Annotated in this window: 16 protein-coding genes; 8 read left to right on the top strand and 8 right to left on the bottom strand. The window is 68.7% G+C overall.

The window, feature by feature from the left end; genetic code table 11:
* Positions 1–2: 2 nt before the first annotated feature.
* Positions 3–2384, bottom strand: coding sequence for a tRNA(Met) cytidine acetyltransferase TmcA (gene tmcA / locus B4589_RS12150; RefSeq protein WP_079235228.1), 2382 nt, complete (start codon positions 2382–2384; stop codon positions 3–5).
* Positions 2385–2585: 201 nt separating this feature from the next.
* On the opposite strand from tmcA, the gene rpl7ae reads away from it, so the two are divergent.
* The 4 genes from rpl7ae (at position 2586) to ndk (ending at position 4136) form a co-directional block, all read left to right on the top strand.
* Complete coding sequence (rpl7ae, locus tag B4589_RS12145; RefSeq protein ID WP_079234519.1) at positions 2586–2948, top strand: 50S ribosomal protein L7Ae; 363 nt, start codon at positions 2586–2588, stop codon at positions 2946–2948.
* A gap of 83 nt (positions 2949–3031) precedes the next feature.
* Positions 3032–3259 carry a 30S ribosomal protein S28e gene (locus B4589_RS12140; RefSeq protein ID WP_053947090.1) on the top strand — a complete coding sequence of 76 codons (228 nt, stop codon included), beginning with the start codon at positions 3032–3034 and terminating at the stop codon, positions 3257–3259.
* On the top strand, positions 3259–3675 hold the full coding sequence (locus tag B4589_RS18515) for a 50S ribosomal protein L24e (RefSeq protein WP_079234518.1): 417 nt from the start codon (positions 3259–3261) through the stop codon (positions 3673–3675). Before B4589_RS12140 ends, B4589_RS18515 begins: the two co-directional genes overlap by 1 nt.
* On the top strand, positions 3672–4136 hold the full coding sequence (gene ndk, locus B4589_RS12130) for a nucleoside-diphosphate kinase (protein WP_079234517.1): 465 nt from the start codon (positions 3672–3674) through the stop codon (positions 4134–4136). Before B4589_RS18515 ends, ndk begins: the two co-directional genes overlap by 4 nt.
* Before the next feature lie 111 nt (positions 4137–4247).
* Here ndk and B4589_RS12125 read toward each other — a convergent pair whose 3' ends face one another.
* The gene (locus B4589_RS12125) at positions 4248–5051 is read right to left on the bottom strand and encodes a hypothetical protein (protein ID WP_158081180.1); all 804 of its coding nucleotides are present in this window, start codon (positions 5049–5051) and stop codon (positions 4248–4250) included.
* Positions 5052–5076: 25 nt separating this feature from the next.
* Entirely contained in the window at positions 5077–9813 is a 4737-nt protein-coding gene (locus B4589_RS12120; protein ID WP_255246086.1) for a S8 family serine peptidase, read from the bottom strand.
* A 1-nt stretch (position 9814) separates the two neighbouring features.
* On the opposite strand from B4589_RS12120, the gene B4589_RS18230 reads away from it, so the two are divergent.
* Both B4589_RS18230 and B4589_RS12115 read left to right on the top strand, forming a co-directional pair.
* Positions 9815–10354: a hypothetical protein gene (locus B4589_RS18230; protein WP_255246085.1), complete on the top strand. Its 540-nt coding sequence runs from the start codon at positions 9815–9817 to the stop codon at positions 10352–10354.
* A 130-nt stretch (positions 10355–10484) separates the two neighbouring features.
* Positions 10485–10769 carry a hypothetical protein gene (locus tag B4589_RS12115; RefSeq protein WP_079234515.1) on the top strand — a complete coding sequence of 95 codons (285 nt, stop codon included), beginning with the start codon at positions 10485–10487 and terminating at the stop codon, positions 10767–10769.
* 14 nt (positions 10770–10783) lie between these two features.
* Here B4589_RS12115 and B4589_RS12110 read toward each other — a convergent pair whose 3' ends face one another.
* From B4589_RS12110 to B4589_RS12095, 5 genes are all read right to left on the bottom strand, one after another.
* Entirely contained in the window at positions 10784–11308 is a 525-nt protein-coding gene (locus tag B4589_RS12110; RefSeq protein WP_079234514.1) for a hypothetical protein, read from the bottom strand.
* Positions 11298–13028 carry a sodium/proline symporter gene (locus B4589_RS12105; protein ID WP_079234513.1) on the bottom strand — a complete coding sequence of 577 codons (1731 nt, stop codon included), beginning with the start codon at positions 13026–13028 and terminating at the stop codon, positions 11298–11300. Before B4589_RS12105 ends, B4589_RS12110 begins: the two co-directional genes overlap by 11 nt.
* A complete protein-coding gene (locus B4589_RS18225) occupies positions 13021–13155 on the bottom strand; it encodes a hypothetical protein (protein WP_255246084.1) in 135 nt (44 codons plus the stop codon). Before B4589_RS18225 ends, B4589_RS12105 begins: the two co-directional genes overlap by 8 nt.
* Positions 13156–13410: 255 nt before the next feature.
* Positions 13411–14490 (bottom strand): methionine synthase, encoded by a 1080-nt coding sequence (locus tag B4589_RS12100; protein WP_079234512.1) that lies wholly within the window; start codon positions 14488–14490, stop codon positions 13411–13413.
* The gene (locus B4589_RS12095; protein WP_079234511.1) at positions 14490–15506 is read right to left on the bottom strand and encodes a 5-methyltetrahydropteroyltriglutamate--homocysteine methyltransferase; all 1017 of its coding nucleotides are present in this window, start codon (positions 15504–15506) and stop codon (positions 14490–14492) included. The genes B4589_RS12100 and B4589_RS12095 overlap by 1 nt, the downstream gene beginning before the upstream one ends.
* A 139-nt stretch (positions 15507–15645) precedes the next feature.
* Here B4589_RS12095 and B4589_RS12090 point away from each other — a divergent pair, with 139 nt between their 5' ends.
* Positions 15646–16782, top strand: a complete 1137-nt coding sequence (locus B4589_RS12090) for an ABC transporter substrate-binding protein (protein WP_079234510.1) — start codon at positions 15646–15648, stop codon at positions 16780–16782.
* Positions 16775–17665 (top strand): NAD(P)/FAD-dependent oxidoreductase, encoded by an 891-nt coding sequence (locus B4589_RS12085; RefSeq protein WP_079234509.1) that lies wholly within the window; start codon positions 16775–16777, stop codon positions 17663–17665. Before B4589_RS12090 ends, B4589_RS12085 begins: the two co-directional genes overlap by 8 nt.
* Positions 17666–17680 lie beyond the last annotated feature (15 nt).

Genomic DNA, 17680 nt, shown 5'->3' with positions numbered 1-17680 from the left:
GGCTAATCGTCCCGCTCCCAGTACTCGCGGTGTTCTTTCGCCGCCTCGGTGCCGTACACCTCGACCAGCGGCTCGCAGGCATCGCCGAAGGCACGCATCGTCATCCGGGTCGAGACCCGGTCGAGGTCGGCGGCGACGGCGTCCCACTCGCGGTTCTGGAGCACTTTCTCGACCAGCAGGCGCTCCGCCGACGGCGCCAGCCCCGCGTTCCCGAGAATCAGCTCCCGCAGCGCGAGTTCGGAAAAGGCCGCGGGCGCGGCGTGGTAGCTCCCCATCCCGTTGGCGGCGTCGACGACGACCCGCCAGTCGCGCTCGGAGAGCCCCAGTTCCTCGGGCACCGCGCTGTCGTCCACTGCCCGCAGCGCCCGCCGGACGACGTCCGGGTCGACGTCCGAGAGCGGGCCCGTGAGCACGCCCGGGGTGCGCTCGCGGAACCACGTAGCGTGGCGGGCAGCGAGGTCGGCGCCCTCCTGGGTGAGCGGTCGGACCATCAGCGCGGAGTGCTCGCCGCTCGTGTCGTTTCTGGTCGTCGAGAGGTGGACCGTTCCGTACCCGTTCTCGCGCCAGAAGTCGAGCAGTTCGGGGGTAGCGCCGTAGCCGACGCCGAGGTAGTCAACGCGCTCGCCCTGCAGATCGGCCTCGTGGCCGCCATCGCCGGCGAACTCCGACTCGATCTCCGAGAGCAGCATCGACCCGAGTCCCCCCGAGCGAACTGCGTGGTGGGTCGCGATGCGCATCACACGGTAGCCGACGGGGACGCCGCCGTCGAAATCGCGGAGCTGGCTGGTGAACACGTCCGGGAGCATGTTCCCGCGGACCCGGTCGCCGCGGTAGACGCGCTCTCGGGTCCCCTCGTTCAGGCCGCCCTCGCGGGCGAGGAGGGCGATGCTCACGACCCGGCCCTCGTGGAGCAGCGCGCGGCAGGTGAGGTTCGGCGCATCGAGCAGGCGCGCGAGGTCGTCCGGTTCGGTGCGGTAGTGGGCGAGCACGAGCAGGCCGAACGCCTCCCGGAGCAGGTGTTCGTCCGCGAGCAGGTCCTCGGGAGTGAGCTCCTCGTAGCTGACCGTCTCGGGCGTCGCGTCGGCGACCAACTGCTCGACCGGCGGCCGGGCGTCGAGCAGCAGCGCGCGGAACGCCCACGACTCCACGGGGTCGCCGGCGGCGTAGCGGATCGGCTCGTCGAGGCGGACGTCGACGACCTCGCGCTCCGACTCCGCGAGGCTCCCGCGGAAGCGCACGTCGAAGCTCCGCCCCGCCCCCTCGTAGCCGTGGACGGTGGTGCAGAACGCGACCGGCGGGCCGTCGAGGAAGCGTTCGAGCAGCGAGACGGGGAGCGCCGCGGCTTCGTCGACGAACACCGCGTCCGGGTCGCCGGGGAGGTCGGCGGCCTCGGGCGGGCGGGCGAACCGGACGCAGCCGCCCGACTCGGCGTCGACGGCGTTCGCAGAATCGGCGAGCAGCGCGTCGGTGGCGCCCTCGCCGCCGCCGGCTGACCGCGTGCCGGCGGCCGCCAAGCGTTCCCGAGCGCGGGCGAATATCTCGTCGGCACCGCGGCGCTCCGGCGCGGTCACGAGCACGTCCCGGCCCTCGCGGGCGAGCGCGCCCGCCGCGAGCCCGGCGGCGCTCGACTTCCCCCGGCCGCGGTCGGCCTCGACGACGACGGCTGGCGGGTCGTCGTCCTCGTCCACGACGACTGCAGGGTCGGATTCGCGGTTACGGATCGCTTCGAGTTCGTGAACCGCCTCCGCCTGATCCGTGGTTTTGCACGCGCGGTAGATGTCGTCGCCGAACACAGCGTCTTCGGGCGGTTCGGGCGTCTCCCGTGGTCGGGCAGGGTACGGGTCCGTTCGTCCGTCGTCCCGGATCTCGACCGTCTCGCTCTCCGGGCCAGCGTAGTCGTTGCCGATCTCGCAGATCGCCACGCCAGGGTGTGCTCGGAGCGTCTCGACGAGTCGCCCGCGGAACTGCCCGCTCACGTCGTCGACGCCGAAGGGGGGGACGGCGAGCGTCTCGTCGAACGCGTCGCGACGGTCGCTCCACGAATCGAGATCCGGCGCGAGCAGCACGTAGAGGCCGCCGCCGTCGACCGCCCCGACGGTGCGGCCGATCGCGTTGGGCGAGCACTCGTCGTGGCCGTCGAGCACGATCGCCTGCTGGGTGCGGCCGAGGAGTTCGCGCGAGTGGCGGGGGCCGACGCGTTCGAACGGCCAGTCGTCGGCGGCCGAGATGGCGGTACAGTCCGGGATCGACAGGTCGGCTTCCTCGATGGCGTCGACGGCCGCTCGTCGGGTCGCGTCGGCGTCGCCGGTGAGCACGAGCAGGCGGCGCTCGTTCGCGCGGTCGGCCTCCGCGCGGAGGTCGATAGCGAGCGAGGCGAGGGTCACGGGCCGAGTTCGCCCGCCGTCGGTTTGCGCGTTTCGGCCCGTGTCGGCCGCTGACACGGTCCCGGGAGTTTGAACACGCTTTTACGTGGCCCTGTCGAATCGAGGATCGAAGCCTGTCAGGGGTTGATGATACTCCCCACCGTCAGGGACGCGGTTCCGGTGGGGCAGTCGAGCCCGCAGGCAGGACGAGGTACTACAACAATGCCAGTTTACGTCGACTACGAGACCCCCGCCGACCTCGCCGACCGCGCGCTCGACGCGCTCGAGGTCGCCCGGGACACCGGCACCGTGAAGAAAGGAACCAACGAGACGACCAAGGCCGTCGAGCGCGGGAACGCGGAGCTCGTGTTCGTGGCCGAGGACGTCCAGCCCGAGGAGATCGTCATGCATCTGCCCGAACTCGCCGAGGAGAAGGGCATCGCGGTCGTCTTCGTCGAGACTCAGGACGACCTGGGTCACGCCGCCGGCCTGGAGGTCGGCAGCGCCGCCGCCGGGATCGTCGACGCCGGCGACGCGGAGGACGACGTCGAGGACATCTCCGAGAAGGTCGAGGAACTTCGATAACTTATGAGTTCCACGAGACATTCCGGCTCGCGTGCGCTCGCGGGCTGTGACTCGTTTACTCACGCTCACCAGGGGTGGTTCGCGTGAGCGCAGAAGAGGAGAACGGCACGGAATCGACGCCGGCCGAGGTGATCGAGATCGTCGGCAAGACCGGCATGCACGGCGAAGCCATGCAGGTCAAGTGCCGGATCCAGGACGGCTCGAACCAGGGCCGAATCATCACGCGGAACGTGCTGGGTCCCGTGCGGGAGGGCGACATCCTCCAGCTGCGGGAGACCCAGCGTGACGCCGACTCCATCGGAGGTGCCTGATGCCCCAGAACCGAAACTGTGACTACTGTGGCGACGACGTCGAGCCCGGCACGGGCACGATGTTCGTCCACACCGACGGTAGCGTCGTCCACTACTGCTCGGCGAAATGCGAGAAGAACGCCGACCTCGGGCGCGAGCCCCGAGATCTCGAGTGGACCGAGGAAGGCGGCGACCACGGCGTCGAAGCCGAGGCGGCCGCCGAAGACGAAGCGGAAGAAGCTGAAGCGGCTGAAGAAGCAGAAGCGGAAGCCGAAGCGGCAGAGTCCGAGACCGAGGCGGTCGAGGAGGAAGCCGAGGAGGCTGACGAAGCCGACGAAGCGGACGAGGACGCCGAATCCGAGACTGAAGAAGTCGAAGCGGAGGAGGCCGAGGACGAGGAGTCCGCGGCTGACGACGACGAGGAGGACGAGGAATGAGCGACCGCGAGCGCACGTTCGTGATGGTCAAGCCCGACGGCGTCAAGCGCGGGCTGATCGGCGAGATCGTCTCCCGGTTCGAGGACCGCGGCCTGAAGCTGGTCGCCGGGAAGTTCACGCGGATCGACCGTGACCTCGCGGAGGAGCACTACGGCGAGCACGAGGACAAGCCGTTCTTCGAGGGCCTGGTCGAGTTCATCACCTCCGGTCCCGTCTTCGCGATGGTCTGGGAGGGCCAGGACGCGACCCGGCAGGTCCGGAAGATGGTCGGCGAGACCGACCCCGCCGAGTCGCCCGCGGGCACGATCCGCGGCGACCTCGGCCTGGATCTCGGGCGCAACGTGATCCACGCCTCGGACCACGAGGACCCGGGCTCGAACGAGCGCGAGATCGACCTCTTCTTCGACGAGGAGGAGCTGTACGACTACGAGCGCCCGAACGAAGCCTGGCTGTACGAGTAAACCGTTCTGCAGTGCTGCTTCTTCCGTTCCCTTCGGTGCAATAGCCCCGTCGCCGTCGTCCGCCGAGTCGGGCCGAAAGCGGGTCGATCCTGACGAAGGCCCACGCGGGGCTCAGCGCCGCGCCCGAACGAGGAGCGCCACGAAGGCGAGTACCGCGGTCACTGCACCGAACCCGGGTACGGTGGTGCTCGTCGGATCAGACGTCGATGTCGCGGTAGCCGTTGGCGTCCGTGTGGCGGCCGCCGTTTCGGTGCCGGCCGTCGTTCCTGTCGTTTCCGGCGTCGCCGTCGGCGCTGGTGTCGCGGATCCCGTCGACGACTGCGTGGCGGTCGGTGTCGACGAAGTGTCTCCGCCACCGCCGCCACCGCCGCCGTTACCCGGTTGCAGTGTGGCGGTCTGTGTCGGTGTTGACGTCGGTGTCGATGACGGGGTTGGCGTCGGGGACGGCGTGGGCGTCGGGGATGGCGTTGGTGTCGGGGATGGCGTGGGCGCCGGGGACGGCGTTGGCGTCGGATCCCCGCCCTCGGACGTGCTCAGGTCGAGTTCGGTGACCTCCCCGGACGACCACTCGTCCGTCGACGTCGCCCGCTCGCCGTCGACGTAGAACGTGACGGTCGCGCCATCGTCGCCGCTGGTGCCGTTCACCGTGAGTTTCTCGTCGCCGACGCCCGGACCGCCGTAGGCGCCCCGTTCTTCGGTGACAAGCCGACCGCGGAGTTCGCCGTCGATCTCCGCGGTGACGACGGTGCCGGCGGGTGCCGGGTCACCGTCGACCGTCAGGTCGCCGTAGTACGCCGCCGGCGTCGGCGGCGGACCGTCGTCCTGGGCCGCGACGACCGCGGGCACGCCGCCGGCCGCGACGAGCGCGATGCTGAGGGCCGCCACGGCGACGAGCGTTCGAGTGTTCCGAGTCATGGTAGGTGAGTCACGTCGTCGTGCATCAGCCGGTGATGGGGATCGCGGTCGTCGATGTGTCGACAACCGCGTCACGGCGTTCGCTCGTCCCTCCGCGGAGTCGTTCGATCGCGTCCGCTGCCGCCGCCGCGACCAGATCCCGTCGGTCGGCGGGTGCGTCGTCGACGATCGCGTCGACAGCGGCGTCGAGCTCCGCCTGCGAGTCGATCTCGCCGCCGAGTTGCGCCTGGATCTCACGGGAGATCACCTGTGAGAGCAGTTCCCGAGTCAGATCACGGTCAGTTCCGTTCGCATTGGCGAGGACGCTCTCGACCGACGCGGTCGCGGTCGTCGAGCCGTTCGCCGACGTGTTCGCATCAGCGGTGGCGTTCGAGTCGTAGACGCCGATCCCCTGGTAGAGTTCGGTCACCGAGGGGTTCGGGACCACGTAGGACGGCAGCGTACTCTCCTCCTCGACGAAGACGAAGTAGCCCTGGTAGGCGCTCGCCTCCGGGGCCGTGCTCGCCGATCCGTCGAAACGGTAGACGCCGTCGAAGCCTCCGCTCGGACCGGGCTGGGTCTCGGGCGAGGCGAACGGCGACATCGCGAGCGTCGGGTCGACCGTCCCGGCCCCGAACGCCTCGTTCAGGCCGTCGTACTCGGGTGCCCCGACGAAGTTCCACCCCTCGGTCAGCGTCTGTTGTCCGGGTGCGGTCGGGGAGCCCGTCCCCACGTGGTGAGTGATCGTCATCCGCCCGTCGCTGTCGGCGACGACCGCGAGCCCCTGCAGGGCGCCGACCGGGTCGTCACCGGAGAGCAGCGTCCACGACTGGTCGGTCGCGTCGAAGCCGTAAACGGCACCCTCGAAGCCGTCGCTGAACAGCTCAGAAACCGTCTGATCAGTCGCCCCGGGGACGCCGACACCGTAGACGTTGCCGGCTTCGAGCGTCAGATCGACGCCGAAACGCCGGGTCTCGTTCGTGTCCACCTGCTCGGGCGGCGCGGTCAGGAACGGCTCGTAGGCCACGTCACCCTCGACGAACGCCTCGTCGTCGCGGTCGCCGTGGTAGTTCAGCGTGGCCGACAGTGTCCGGTCGAGATTACTGCCCACCGAGACGTTCGCGGCCGCGAGGTCGTTGTACTGCACGTCGAGCGCCGGGAGGTCGCCGCCTTCGATCCAGACGCCGTACTCGGCGCCGGTCACCTCGTTCCGTGTTATCTCCGCGCCGGTGTTCACCCCGCTCACGAAGATTCCCTCTTCGACGTTCCCGATCCGGTTCCCCTCGACGGTCGCCGAAGTGACGAACGCTTCGAGTTGGATGCCGACGGTGGCCGCCCGCGTCTTCGTCCCGTCGCCGTCGTACACCTGGTTGTTCACCAGCCGGAGGTTGTCCGTCTCGAACGATGCGTAGCCGACGCCGCTGTCGGTGACAGTGTTGTTCTCGATCACCGTGTTCGCGGAGTCGTACACGTCGATCCCGGAGTTCTGTCCGGATATCGTCGCGTTGTACACGTGAGCGTCGTCGGCCTCGCCGACCGAGACGCCGCGTGCGAGGAGGTCGGAGCCCTCCGTGACGGTCACGTCGTGGACGACCGCGCCGTCGGCGGTCGAGCCGGCGCCACCGATCAGAATGGCGTTGGCCGCACCGCCGACGGAGACGTGTCGGATGGTTGCGTTCGACCGCTCGACGGCGATCCCGTCGGGTGCGATCCCTTGTGCGACGACGTCGAGTCGCTCGACCGTGACGTCCGGTGCGTTGACGTGGACGACCGGCTCGTAGAAGCCGCTGATCCGTGTCTCGATCGTCGGGCGCTCGTCGCCGTGGGCAGTCAGCGTCACGCCCGGCGTCGTCACCTCGACGGGGTTGGTGTACGTGCCGTTCGCGATCTCGATGGTCGCTCCCGCGGGCGCGAGGTCGACCGCCTGCTGGATCGTCCCCACGTCCTCCGGGACGACCAGCGGTTTGGCGTACACTGCCGTCTCGCCGCTGCGGAGTTCGACTGTCTCGTTGCTGCCTTCCGCTGCCATCGAGAGCGCCGCGGTCCCGACCATGCCCGTCGAGGTGGTGACCTCGACCGGGACGGGATCGCCGCTCCCGTTCACCGCGTAGGACTCGCCGAACTCGCGCTCGGTACCGCCGATGGTGAGCGTGAGGTTCGCCGTATCGACGGTCGAGTCGTCCGCGAGCGTGACGTTGAGGCGTTCGAGATCGTCGTCGACGACGTCGACGGTGAACGACTCACCCGGTGTCACGTGGGCAGGCTGTTCGGACTCGAACCACGCCGGTGGGAGCGAGTCGACGTACGTGATCGCGTTCCCCAACAGCGCGTTCGCGTCGTCGGTTATCTGCTGGTTCCGGACCGTCGAACTGCGCCCGAGCGAGGAGAGCAGCACGGTCTGGGTCGACTCGTCGACAGCGACGCCGGTTCCGAGCACCTCGTCGCCGCCGTCGGTCGCCGTCGCGAGCGTCGTGCCGTCGTAGCGCTGGAACCACGCGATGTCGCCGCGGGACTGGTTGTGGATCGTGATCGTCCCGCCCGCTGACGCGACGCCGTCGAACAGCGTGTGGTTCCGGACAACGTCGTACACCGCGCCGTCGGTCTCCGTCGACTGACCGGTCACGACAGGGTTCTGTGTCGCGTCCGACAGCGCCGTGATGCCGTTGCTCGCGACACCCCACTGGTCGAGGTAGACGACCCCAGTGTCGGGGTCGCTCGTCGCCGCGACGAACGCTCCGAGGTCGATCTCCGACCCGACGCGATGGACTGCGAGCACGTCGTACTGGTCGGTGTTCGTCATCGCCGCCGACGGGTCGACGACCGAGACGAAGTACTCACCAGGGACGTTCGCCTCGACGGCGCTGGAGAGCTGGTCGGCGTACTGCGACCCGGTACTGTCGACGATGCCGACGTAGGTCGGGTCGGGGACCACGTCGGTCGGTCCGGTGGTGAGCGTCGTCGTCTCACCGTCGCCAGTGACGGTGTTATCGAGCATCAGTTCGCCGCTCGCCTCGGCCGACATCTCGACCCGCACGCTGACGGTCGTGTCGTCCGAAGGGTCGAGATCGATGGGTTCGCCGAAGGCGTACTCGGTCCCGTCGACGAACAGCGTCGCGTTCCCGTCCATCGTCCCCACCCGCGTCACGGTCAGCGAGTCGGCGTGGGCGGTGTGGTAGGTCACGGTTGCCTCGCCGCCCGACTCGACCTGGTCGTCCTGCGGGTCGATCACTCCGGCAGCGAGCGTGGGCGCGAGGCTCACGTCTCGGGTCGCCAGTAGACTGTCGTTCACCGACACCGTCGTGTTCGCCGTCTCGTAACCGAACTCGGAGACGGTTACGTTGTACGTGCCCGGCAGAGTCCGAACTAAGTACTGACCGGTCTCGTTGGTCGTCGTTTCGGCACCGTTGTCCACGGTCACCGTCGCGTCGACCAACGGCGTTCCGTCGGTGTTCGTGACCGTTCCATCGATCCCTTGATCGGCGGCGACCGTGGTGGTGGCTGCGAGCGCGTCGACGATCCCGTGTCCGTATCGGCTATCCTGTCCGGCGGGCGCGCCGTCGGGCTTGGTCGCGGTTTCCTTCAGTGCGGCTTTGACCTCGTTCGCGGAGATCTCCCCGCCCGCCGCGGACTCCATCAGCGCCACGACGCCGACGATGTGGGGTGTCGCCATCGACGTGCCGGACTTCTCGCCGTACTCGTCGCCGGGCAGCGTACTGTAGGTGTCGACACCCGGCGCCGAAACGTCCGGAACGACGTAGGAACTCGGCCAGTCGCTTGGCGCGGCGTCGGCCCAGTCGCGGTCAGTCTGAACCACGTCGCCGCTGGAGAAGCGCGCGATGTCGCGGTCCGGGCCGGACGCGCCGATCGACAGCGCGTCGTGGATGTTGCCCGGCGACGAGACCGTCTCAGGCCCCGCGTTCCCGGAGGCCGCGACGACGATCGTCCCGGCGTCCTCGGCGTTCCGGATCGGGTCGATCATCGCGGTGTAGTACCCTTCCGCGCCGAGGCTCATGCCGATCACGTCGGCGTCCTCCTCGACTGCCCACTCGATACCGCCGATGATCTGAGCGAAGGAACCGCTCCCGCCGGGGATCACCAGTCCGTGCATCAACTGCGCGTCCGGCGCGACGCCGATGGCCGCGCCGCTCGCGTCACCTCCGGCGACGGTGCCGGAGACGTGGGTCCCGTGCTGGCTGGTCGCGTGTGGTGTCGACCCCTCGACACGCTCGCCGTCATCGTCGAACTCCGCCCACCCACCCGGGTACGTCTCGTCGCTGGGGTTCTCGGTGTAGAGGCTCAGATCCGTATGCCCGGCGTCGATCCCGGTGTCCAGCACGGCAACTTTCACGCCAGCGCCGCGGGTGCCGTGCTCCTCCCAGACCTCCGGTACGTTCAACTGGTCGAGACCGTAGGTGACGTTCCCGGTGGGAGCGTCGGTGGTGTTGGCCCCCCCGGACGCGGTCCCGTTCTCGCTCCCGGCGAGCGCGTTCACCTGGAAGTTACTGTGGACGCCAGTGACGCCCGGCTGGCCGACGATCGACTCCGCGTCGACGGTCCGCGTGTCGACGCGCAGCAACACCGCGTTCGTGATCCAGTACTGATTGAGGAGAGCGACGCCGTCGGTCGACTCAGCGTAGTCGACGATGGGCTGTTGGGTGGTCTCGGCGTGGCTCTTCATCCCCTCGACGACGTCCTCGCTGGTCATCGTCGAGACCTCGGGGACCTCGAACTCCTCAACGCGGACGATGACTTCAACGACGCCGGACTCCGTGTCGTTAGCCACAGTGGCGTTCGAGAGCGTCGAGAGGGATCCGTCGACCTCGGACGTCCCGACGGAGGTGTTCGCCGTCGACGTATCGTTCGACGACTCGGCCGACGTATTGCTGGCTGTCGCCGTCGCCGTAGCGGTCGGCGTCGCCGTCGCCGTAGCGGTCGCCGTCGCCGTAGCGTTCGGCGTCTCAGTCGATGCGTTGTCCCGAGTATCGTTCTGCGAAGAGAACAACCCGGAAACAGCGTCGACGACCGGATCATCCGTCGTCGACTCGATTCCGCCGGCCGCCATCGCCGGGGCGGCTGCCCCCGAGACCATCAGGAGGGCGAACACGACCGCGAGCGCTCGGGTGACCACCGACGAACTCATCCCTCGTCCTCGTTCGGACTCGATGGCGTTGCCGCCCCGATCCCTGCCGCGGTTCCGCCCCATCGTCGACAGTCCGCCAGTTTCTGCCGATCTCTCTGCCGACCCGACCTCGATTCTGTTCGTAGCACGAACCGTATCGGCAGTTCACAGGTTAAAAATCTGCCCATTATTTTGGCCCACCTAAAACAACCCAATGCCCGCCCGAGATGGGGGTTAGCAGCCGAGGTCGCTAATCGGGTCGTGGATCGATAGTCTGCCGGGCTGGGGAACTGGAACCACAAACGCCACCTGTCCGGCGCCCGAACGCCCGGTGTATGCTCAAGAGAGCCTTCGCGTTCGTCGCCGGCGTCGCCGGCGCCGCCCTCCCCGAGAAAGCGATCGAGATCGGGAACCGCTCGATGCTCGTCGGCTACGAGAACCCCGAGGAGCTCGAACCCGAGGAGTGGTACGTCGACGCCGTCCGGTACGTCGCCGTGCTGCTGGCCGTCGCCGCGCTGATCGCGCCGTTCCTGCCGACGCCGGGGAGTGAAAAAGATGAGGACGACGACGCGGCCGAGCCGGGTCCCGTCGTCGACGTGATCGAGTCGAGCGACGACTGAGATTTTCTCGGCTATTACCCCTCGAACGGCCGCTGGTCGTCGCGCACGCTGTCGATTATCACGTCGCCGTCCGGGCGTTCGGCCAGCCAGAACAGCTTGTACGCGTCGACGACCTCCTCGAACTCGATCTCCGGTGCCTCCGCGAGGATCGACCCCCGGAGCGTCCACTGGAAGGCGGCCTCCTCGGCTTTCTCGTCGGCCTGCTCCGGCGACAGCTCCCCGGGAAGTACCAGCACGTCCTCGACCCGTTTCTCCGCGACCTCGGGGAGCGTGTCGGCCCGGACCGCGAGTCGCCGCGAGCGGTCGACGCTGATCACCCGTCGATCCTTCCGCGGGGCGAACAGCGGCCTGTCGACCTCGATCTCCGTCTCGTACACCCGGAACGGGTACGCGACCGCGCCGACGCGGCCCGATGAATCGACCGACTCGCGCGCGACACTGGGCTCGATCACCGGGAGGTCGACCGCCTCGTGCCGGTCGCCGACCAGCGGGTGGTCGGCGGGCGGGAGCGGGTCGTCCGCCCCCTGCTCAGTCGTCATCGTTCCAGTAACCCGAGGCGGCGACGTGGGCGCGGATGTTGTCGCTCTCGGTCAGCACCTTCGGCGAGGTGTCCGTCGCCGCGGCGGGGCTGTCGACGCTCGTCCCGCCGTCGGCCACGTACTCGGGCGTGCCCGCCGAATCGTTCTCGGAGACGATCGCCGAGAGCGGCTTGTCGAACGCGTCGAAATGCTCGTCGACGTTCTCGGGTGGCTCGGTCGCCAGCGACACGGCGACCAGCGTGATCACCGAGAGGATAAAGGCCGGGAACAGCCCGTACACCGTCACGAGCCCGTACCAGAACGCGGCGGATTCCGGCGGCATCATCCCGAGCCAGCCGAGGACGGTCGAGAGCTGCGTCCAGAGCACCATCGTCGCCGTGCCGACGATCATGCTGGCGACCGATCCCTTCGCCGTGACGCGTTTCCACCAGAGCGTCGCGATCACGGTCGGCCCGATGGCCGCGCCGAGGCCGCCCCACGCGTAGTCGAGCACCAGCGTGTAGATCGGCGTGCCCTGTGCGATAAAGGCGAACGCCACGCTGGCGGCACCGAGCGCGAAGGTGACGTAGCGGGAGTAACGAACCAGCTGCTCCTGGCTGGCGTCGCGGTCGAGGAACCCGTGGTAGACGTCCTCGACGACCGCGCTCGTCGCAACGAGCAGCTGTGAGTCGGCGCTGGACATCATCGCCGCCAGCGCGGCCGCGAGCACGATCCCGGCGATCACGCCGGGCAGCAGGTCGAGCGTGAGCCGGGGCATCGCGTTGTCGGGGTCCGCGAGCGCGCCGTCACCGAACATGGCGATGGCGTACAGCCCCACGAGCGCGGCGCCGATGTAGGCGACGAACATGAACAGCTGGGCGACCAGCGCCGCGAGCCGGATGTTCCGTACCCTGTCGATCCCCATGAAGCGGACCATGATGTGAGGGTTGCCGGGGATGCCCAGCCCGATGGCGGCGTAGCTGATCACGCCGAAGACGGCGGCCCAGCCCGCCATTCCGGCGGTGATGCTGGTCGCCGACTCGCCCGCCGTGGCCGCGACCGCCTCGAACGGCAGCCCCATCTCCGCGAACGCGAGCACGGGTAGGATGATGAACGCGATCAGGATGATCGCCCCCTGGAAGTAGTCCGACCACGCGACCGCGAAGTAGCCGCCGAGGAACGTGTAGCCGATCACGATGATCCCGCCGACGATGATACCGACCCAGGGCTGGATCCCGGTCAGCACCTGGAGCAGCGTGCCGGCGGCGACGATCTGGGCGCCGACGTAGCCGCCCTCGAACAGCATCAGGACGATCGCCGAGACGGCTTTCACCGAACCGGTGTCGTCGCCCAGCCGTGTCTCGAAGAACGTCGGCAGCGTCACCGACCGGACGAGTTCGGTGTACTTCCGCAGGCGTTTGGCGATGCCGGCCCACGCGAACAGGTCGGCCGGGACCATCCCCAGCCCGTTGAGGAACGCCATGATCCCCGTGCCGTAGGCGTCCGCGGGCACGCCGAGCGTGAGCCAGCCGCTCATCTCGGAGGCGCGCTCGGAGAAGCCGGTCACCACCGGCCCGATCTCCCGTCCGCCGATGACGTAGTCGCCGACGGAGTCCATGAAGCGGGAGGCCCACAGCCCGATCCCGACGAGTACGACGAGGTAGAGCGCGAACGTGCCGAGCACCCAGACCCCTGCCCCGCCCGCGATACCGCCGCCCTGGAGGGGGAGGCCGCTAAGCATGCTCCCCCTCCTCGTACTGTTCCCGAAGCGCGCGTTCACGGCGCCCCTCCCAGACGTAGTACACGATCAACATCACGAAGAAGATCGCGTACGGTCCGACGACTCCGAGCCAGTCGAGCGTGCTCATCGCTGGCATAGTCGTTTCACTCGTTGACGGATCACAGGTAAATTTGTTTGGCCCGAAACGCAGAGGGCGTCGGCGTCAGTCGTCCGTCGCGGCAGACCGGCGCCGCGACGATCAGTCGTCCGGCGCGGCAGACCGGCACCGCGACGGTCAGTCGTCCGTCGCGGCAGACCGGCACCGTGACGATCAGTCGTCCTCGCCGGCTCACTTCGCCGGCGAGATCAGTCGCCCCGCCCGGCTGACCGCGTGCCGGGCGGATCAGTCGTCTGCGGTCGCGGCGGACCGAACCGGCACGTCGATCTCCCCGGCGTCGAGGTCGGCCTCCACGTTCCGGGCGGCCGTCACGAGGTTCTCGGTCTTCTGGTAGGCGGCCTCGCGGGGGAGGAGCTTCAGCCCGCAGTCCGGCGAGATCGTGAGCTCCTCCGGCGGGACCACCTTCAGCCCCTGTCGGATGTTCGCCTCGATCTCCTCGACGCTCTCGACATCGGCGGTGTGGGCGTCGACGACGCCCAGCGCGAGGTCAGGCGCGAACTCGCCGTCGGCGAACGTCTCGATCTGCTCGTAGTCGCCGTTGCAGAGTTCGAGGTCGACCTCGTCGACCGGGAACTCGTTGAGCTCGGGGTAGATCCGCGAGTAGTCGCCGTAGCAGACGTGGACGCCCACGCGGACCTCGTCGGGCACGCCGTCGACGATGCGTTCGAGACAGCCGCCGACGATGGCGTGGTCGTCGGGCGTCGTCGCCAGCGCCGGCTCGTCGATCTGGATGTAGCGGGCGCCCGCATCTACGAGCTTCTCGATCTCCTCGTTTACGAGATCGGCGAGGTCGTAGGCGAGCGCCTCGCTGTCGCCGTAGTGCTCGTCGAACGCCCAGTTGGCGAGCGTGTACGGCCCCGTGATCGGGACCTTGACGGGGCGCTCGGCCACCGCGTCGGTGAACTCGAACTCGTCGACCAGCCACGGCTCGTCGTACTCGACCGCCTCGACGACGCTCGGTTTGTCGAAGTAGTTGTGCCCCCACACCTTCACGGGGCCGTTGAACTCGTACCCGTCGATGCGCTCGGCGAAGAACTCCACCATCTCGTTGCGGCGCATCTCGCCGTCGACGACCGTATCCAGCCCGCTGCGCTCGTGCTCCTCGGTGATGAGCCGGCAGGCGTCGTCGTGGGCTTCTTCGAGGTCGTCCTCGTCGAAGGAGGACTCGGGGTCGTCGACGAGGTCGTCGGCGCGGTTGAGCCACGTCGGCTTGGGGTAGGAGCCGACGACGCTGGTCAGCAGGAAGTGGTCGTGCTCGTGGTCGTCGGGGCGGAACTGCTCGCGGTTGTCGGCGTCGCGGGCCATCAGGCGCTCACCTCCGTCTCCGGCACGATCTCGGCCGCCTCAGCCAGCACCGAGAGCTTCTCGCGGTGCGTCGAGGTCGGGAGGTAGGCGAGTTCGGTGTTCGGCGTCGCGTAGACGGTGTCGAACGTCTGGCTCGGGATCTGGTCCTGAACCCACTCGATCCGCTCGGCGACGGTGTCGGCGCTCTCGACGGCGGTGTTCTGCCCGTCCACGAGGCCGAGCGAGACGTCCGATTTCGTGCCGAACTCCGTGACGTTGTACAGGTGGGCGTCGCGGTCGCCGGCGACGAAGTCGAAGCCGAACGCGTCCACGTCGGCGTCCATCAGGTGGGCGTAGGTCCTCTCCTCGTGGGCGCCCCAGTAGCTCTGGAGCACGACGTCGGCGTCCGTGGCGCTCGCGACGGTGTCGACGGCGTCGCTGACGCGCTCGTTCTCGTCGTCTTCAGGCGGGTCGGTCACCAGCGACGGGTCGAGCAGGAACAGCGTCTCGTGGGCGGGCAGCGCCTCGGCCTCGCCGGCGAGGAACTCCGCGATGGCGGCGAGGAACTCCGCCTCGTCGCCGTAGTACTCGTCAGTCGCGAGCTCCGCGAGCGTGTACGGGCCGGGGAGGACGGCCTGGAGCGGTTCGTCGTCGTGCAGGAGCCCCGTCGCGGCGTCCAACTCCGCGGCCACATCGCTGTCGTGGGTGAGTTCGTCGACGACCTGCGGGTCGCGGTAGAAGTTGTTGTTGTCGTAGTAGCGAACGATGCCGCCGGTCTCCACGCTGTCGTGGACCGCGAGCGGGTGGGCGAGGAAGTCGTCCCAGCGGCCCTGCCCCTCGACGATCCGGTCGAGGCCGGCGTCGCGCTGGTCGTCGATCAACTCCTCGCGGACGCGCCCGTACGCCTCGCGGATCTCGGGGCCCTCGCTGCCGTCGACGAGGTCACCCTTCTGGTGTCCTTTCAGGTCCGAGAGCTCGTCTTTCGCCCAGTCCGGGAGCGGGTACAGCCCCAGCGTGGTCGCGACTCGTTCGGTCATGGAGGTCGGTAGTGCATGCAGTAGCTTAATAATTGTTACTCAGATATATTCCTTTAGGTAATAACGGCCCGTGTTCGAGAGGATTAGGCCGGCCGAAAGACCGCAACGACTAAATTCGTTTAGGGCGGCCAAAAAGCGTATGGACGAGTTCGGACCGACGCGACGCGAACTGCTGGGGGCGGGCGCCACCGTCGGCGCGGGGCTGCTCGCAGGCTGTATCGGCGGCTCCTCGACGGAGACGCCGAGCGAGACCGGAACCGCGACGGCGACGCCCGACGAGGGGCACTCGGTGACGATGGCGCCCGTCGGTGAGGTCACGTTCGACGAGGTGCCCGAGGACTGGCTGCCGTACACGGGCGACTACGCCGACATGGGCGTCGCGCTCGGGCAGGCCGACGGGCTGGAGGGGATCGGACTCAAAGCCCGCTACGGCACCCACTACTACGACGACCTGCCCGGCGTCGCCGTCGACGAGGACGAACTGACAGCGCTGTACGACAACGGGACGGACAAGGAGATCTTCTACGAGGTCGGCGCCGACGTCCACGTGATCGACCCGAACTTCATGGTCAACCGGCTCGGCTGGAACCGGGACGACGTGACCGAGATCGGCGAGAACGTCGCCCCGTTCGCGGGCAACACGACGTTCTCACGGGCCTACGGCTGGCACGACTACGAGTACCACACGATGTACGAGGCGTTCGAGAAAGTCGCCGAGATCTTCCAGGAACGGGAGCGCTACGAGGCGTTCGCGGCGCTGCACGACGAGGTGCTCGCCGACGTCGAGGAGCGACTCCCCGAGGAGCGTCCCGATATCGCGCTGCTGTACCCGGCGGGCATCCCGCCGGAGTCGTTCTACCCGTACCTGATCGGCGAGGGGACCCAGGCCAAGCAGTGGCGGGATCTGGGCGTCGGCGACGCGCTCGCCCGGAACGGCGTCACCGACGCGCAGGCCGGCGGCGGCACGATCGACTTCGAGCGCCTGCTGGAGATCGACCCCGACGCGCTCGCGATCCGCCTCCAGGGCGAGATCTCCGAGGAGTACTTCGACGAGAACATCCGCAAACCGCTCGAGGAGGACGACGTGGCCAGCGAACTCACGGCGGTGAAGAACGACCGCGTGATCTACGGCGGCCTGACGTATCAGGGTCCGATCATCCACCTGTTCCAGCTCGAGAACGCCGCCCGGGGGCTCTACCCCGAGGAGTTCGGCGGCGAGGAGCTGTTCGACCGTCAGCGCGTCGCCGACATCGTCACCGGAGAGTTCGATGAGTGAGCCCGACCGCGACGTCGTGATTGTCGGCGGCGGCCCGAGCGGGAGCGCGGCCGCCGTGTTCACCGCGCGGTACGGGCTCGACACCGTCGTCTACGACCGCGGGAACGCGGCGCTGGCCCGCGCAGCGTTCGTCGAGAACTACCCCGGGTTCCCTGGGGGGATCGATCCCGAGACGCTGACTGACCTGTTTCACGACCACATCGACGCCGTCGGCGCGACACGGGTCCCGGATCTCGTGGAGTCCGTCGAGCGCGACGGCGAGGCGTTCCGCGTCGAGACGGCCGAGGGCGAGGAACTGACGGCACGCTACGTCGTCGCCGCCGCGTGGTACGACGCCTCGTACCTGCAACCGCTCGACACCGACGGCGGGATGTTCGAGACCGAGGAGCACCACGGCGAGGAGCACGAACTGCTCGACCGGTCGTTCCCCGACAGCGACGGCAGCACGCCGATCGAGGGGCTGTACGTCGCCGCCCCGACCGAGCACCGGAACGCACAAGCGATCACCGCCGCCGGCCACGGCGCCCACGTCGCCCGGACGCTGCTGCAGGACCGCCGGGAGGCCGAGGGGCTGGCGGGCGAGGTCGCGCCCGTCTACGACTGGCTCCGGCCCGAAAGCGAGTTCAGCGGCGACTGGGCCGAGCGCGAGCGCTGGGAGACGTGGTTCGACAACGAGATGGAGGACAGCGACCTCGACGACGAGGCGATCGAACGGCTCCGGGAGCGCTACATCGACCGCGCGTTCGCCACCGAACGCTCGCCCGAGGAGATCGAGGAACTGCGCCACGAGGGGCACCGTCGGCTCGCCGGCCACCTGGACACGACCGCGGTGCTGGACGCGATCGACGACGAGGAGATCGCGGCGTACCTCGGCGAGGACTGACGACCGTCGGGCGGG

Source organism: Halolamina sp. CBA1230 (assembly GCF_002025255.2).
Taxonomy (GTDB): Archaea; Halobacteriota; Halobacteria; order Halobacteriales; family Haloferacaceae; genus Halolamina.
Note: the sequence above shows the minus strand (reverse complement) of the source record. Positions and strands in the feature narration are given on the sequence as shown.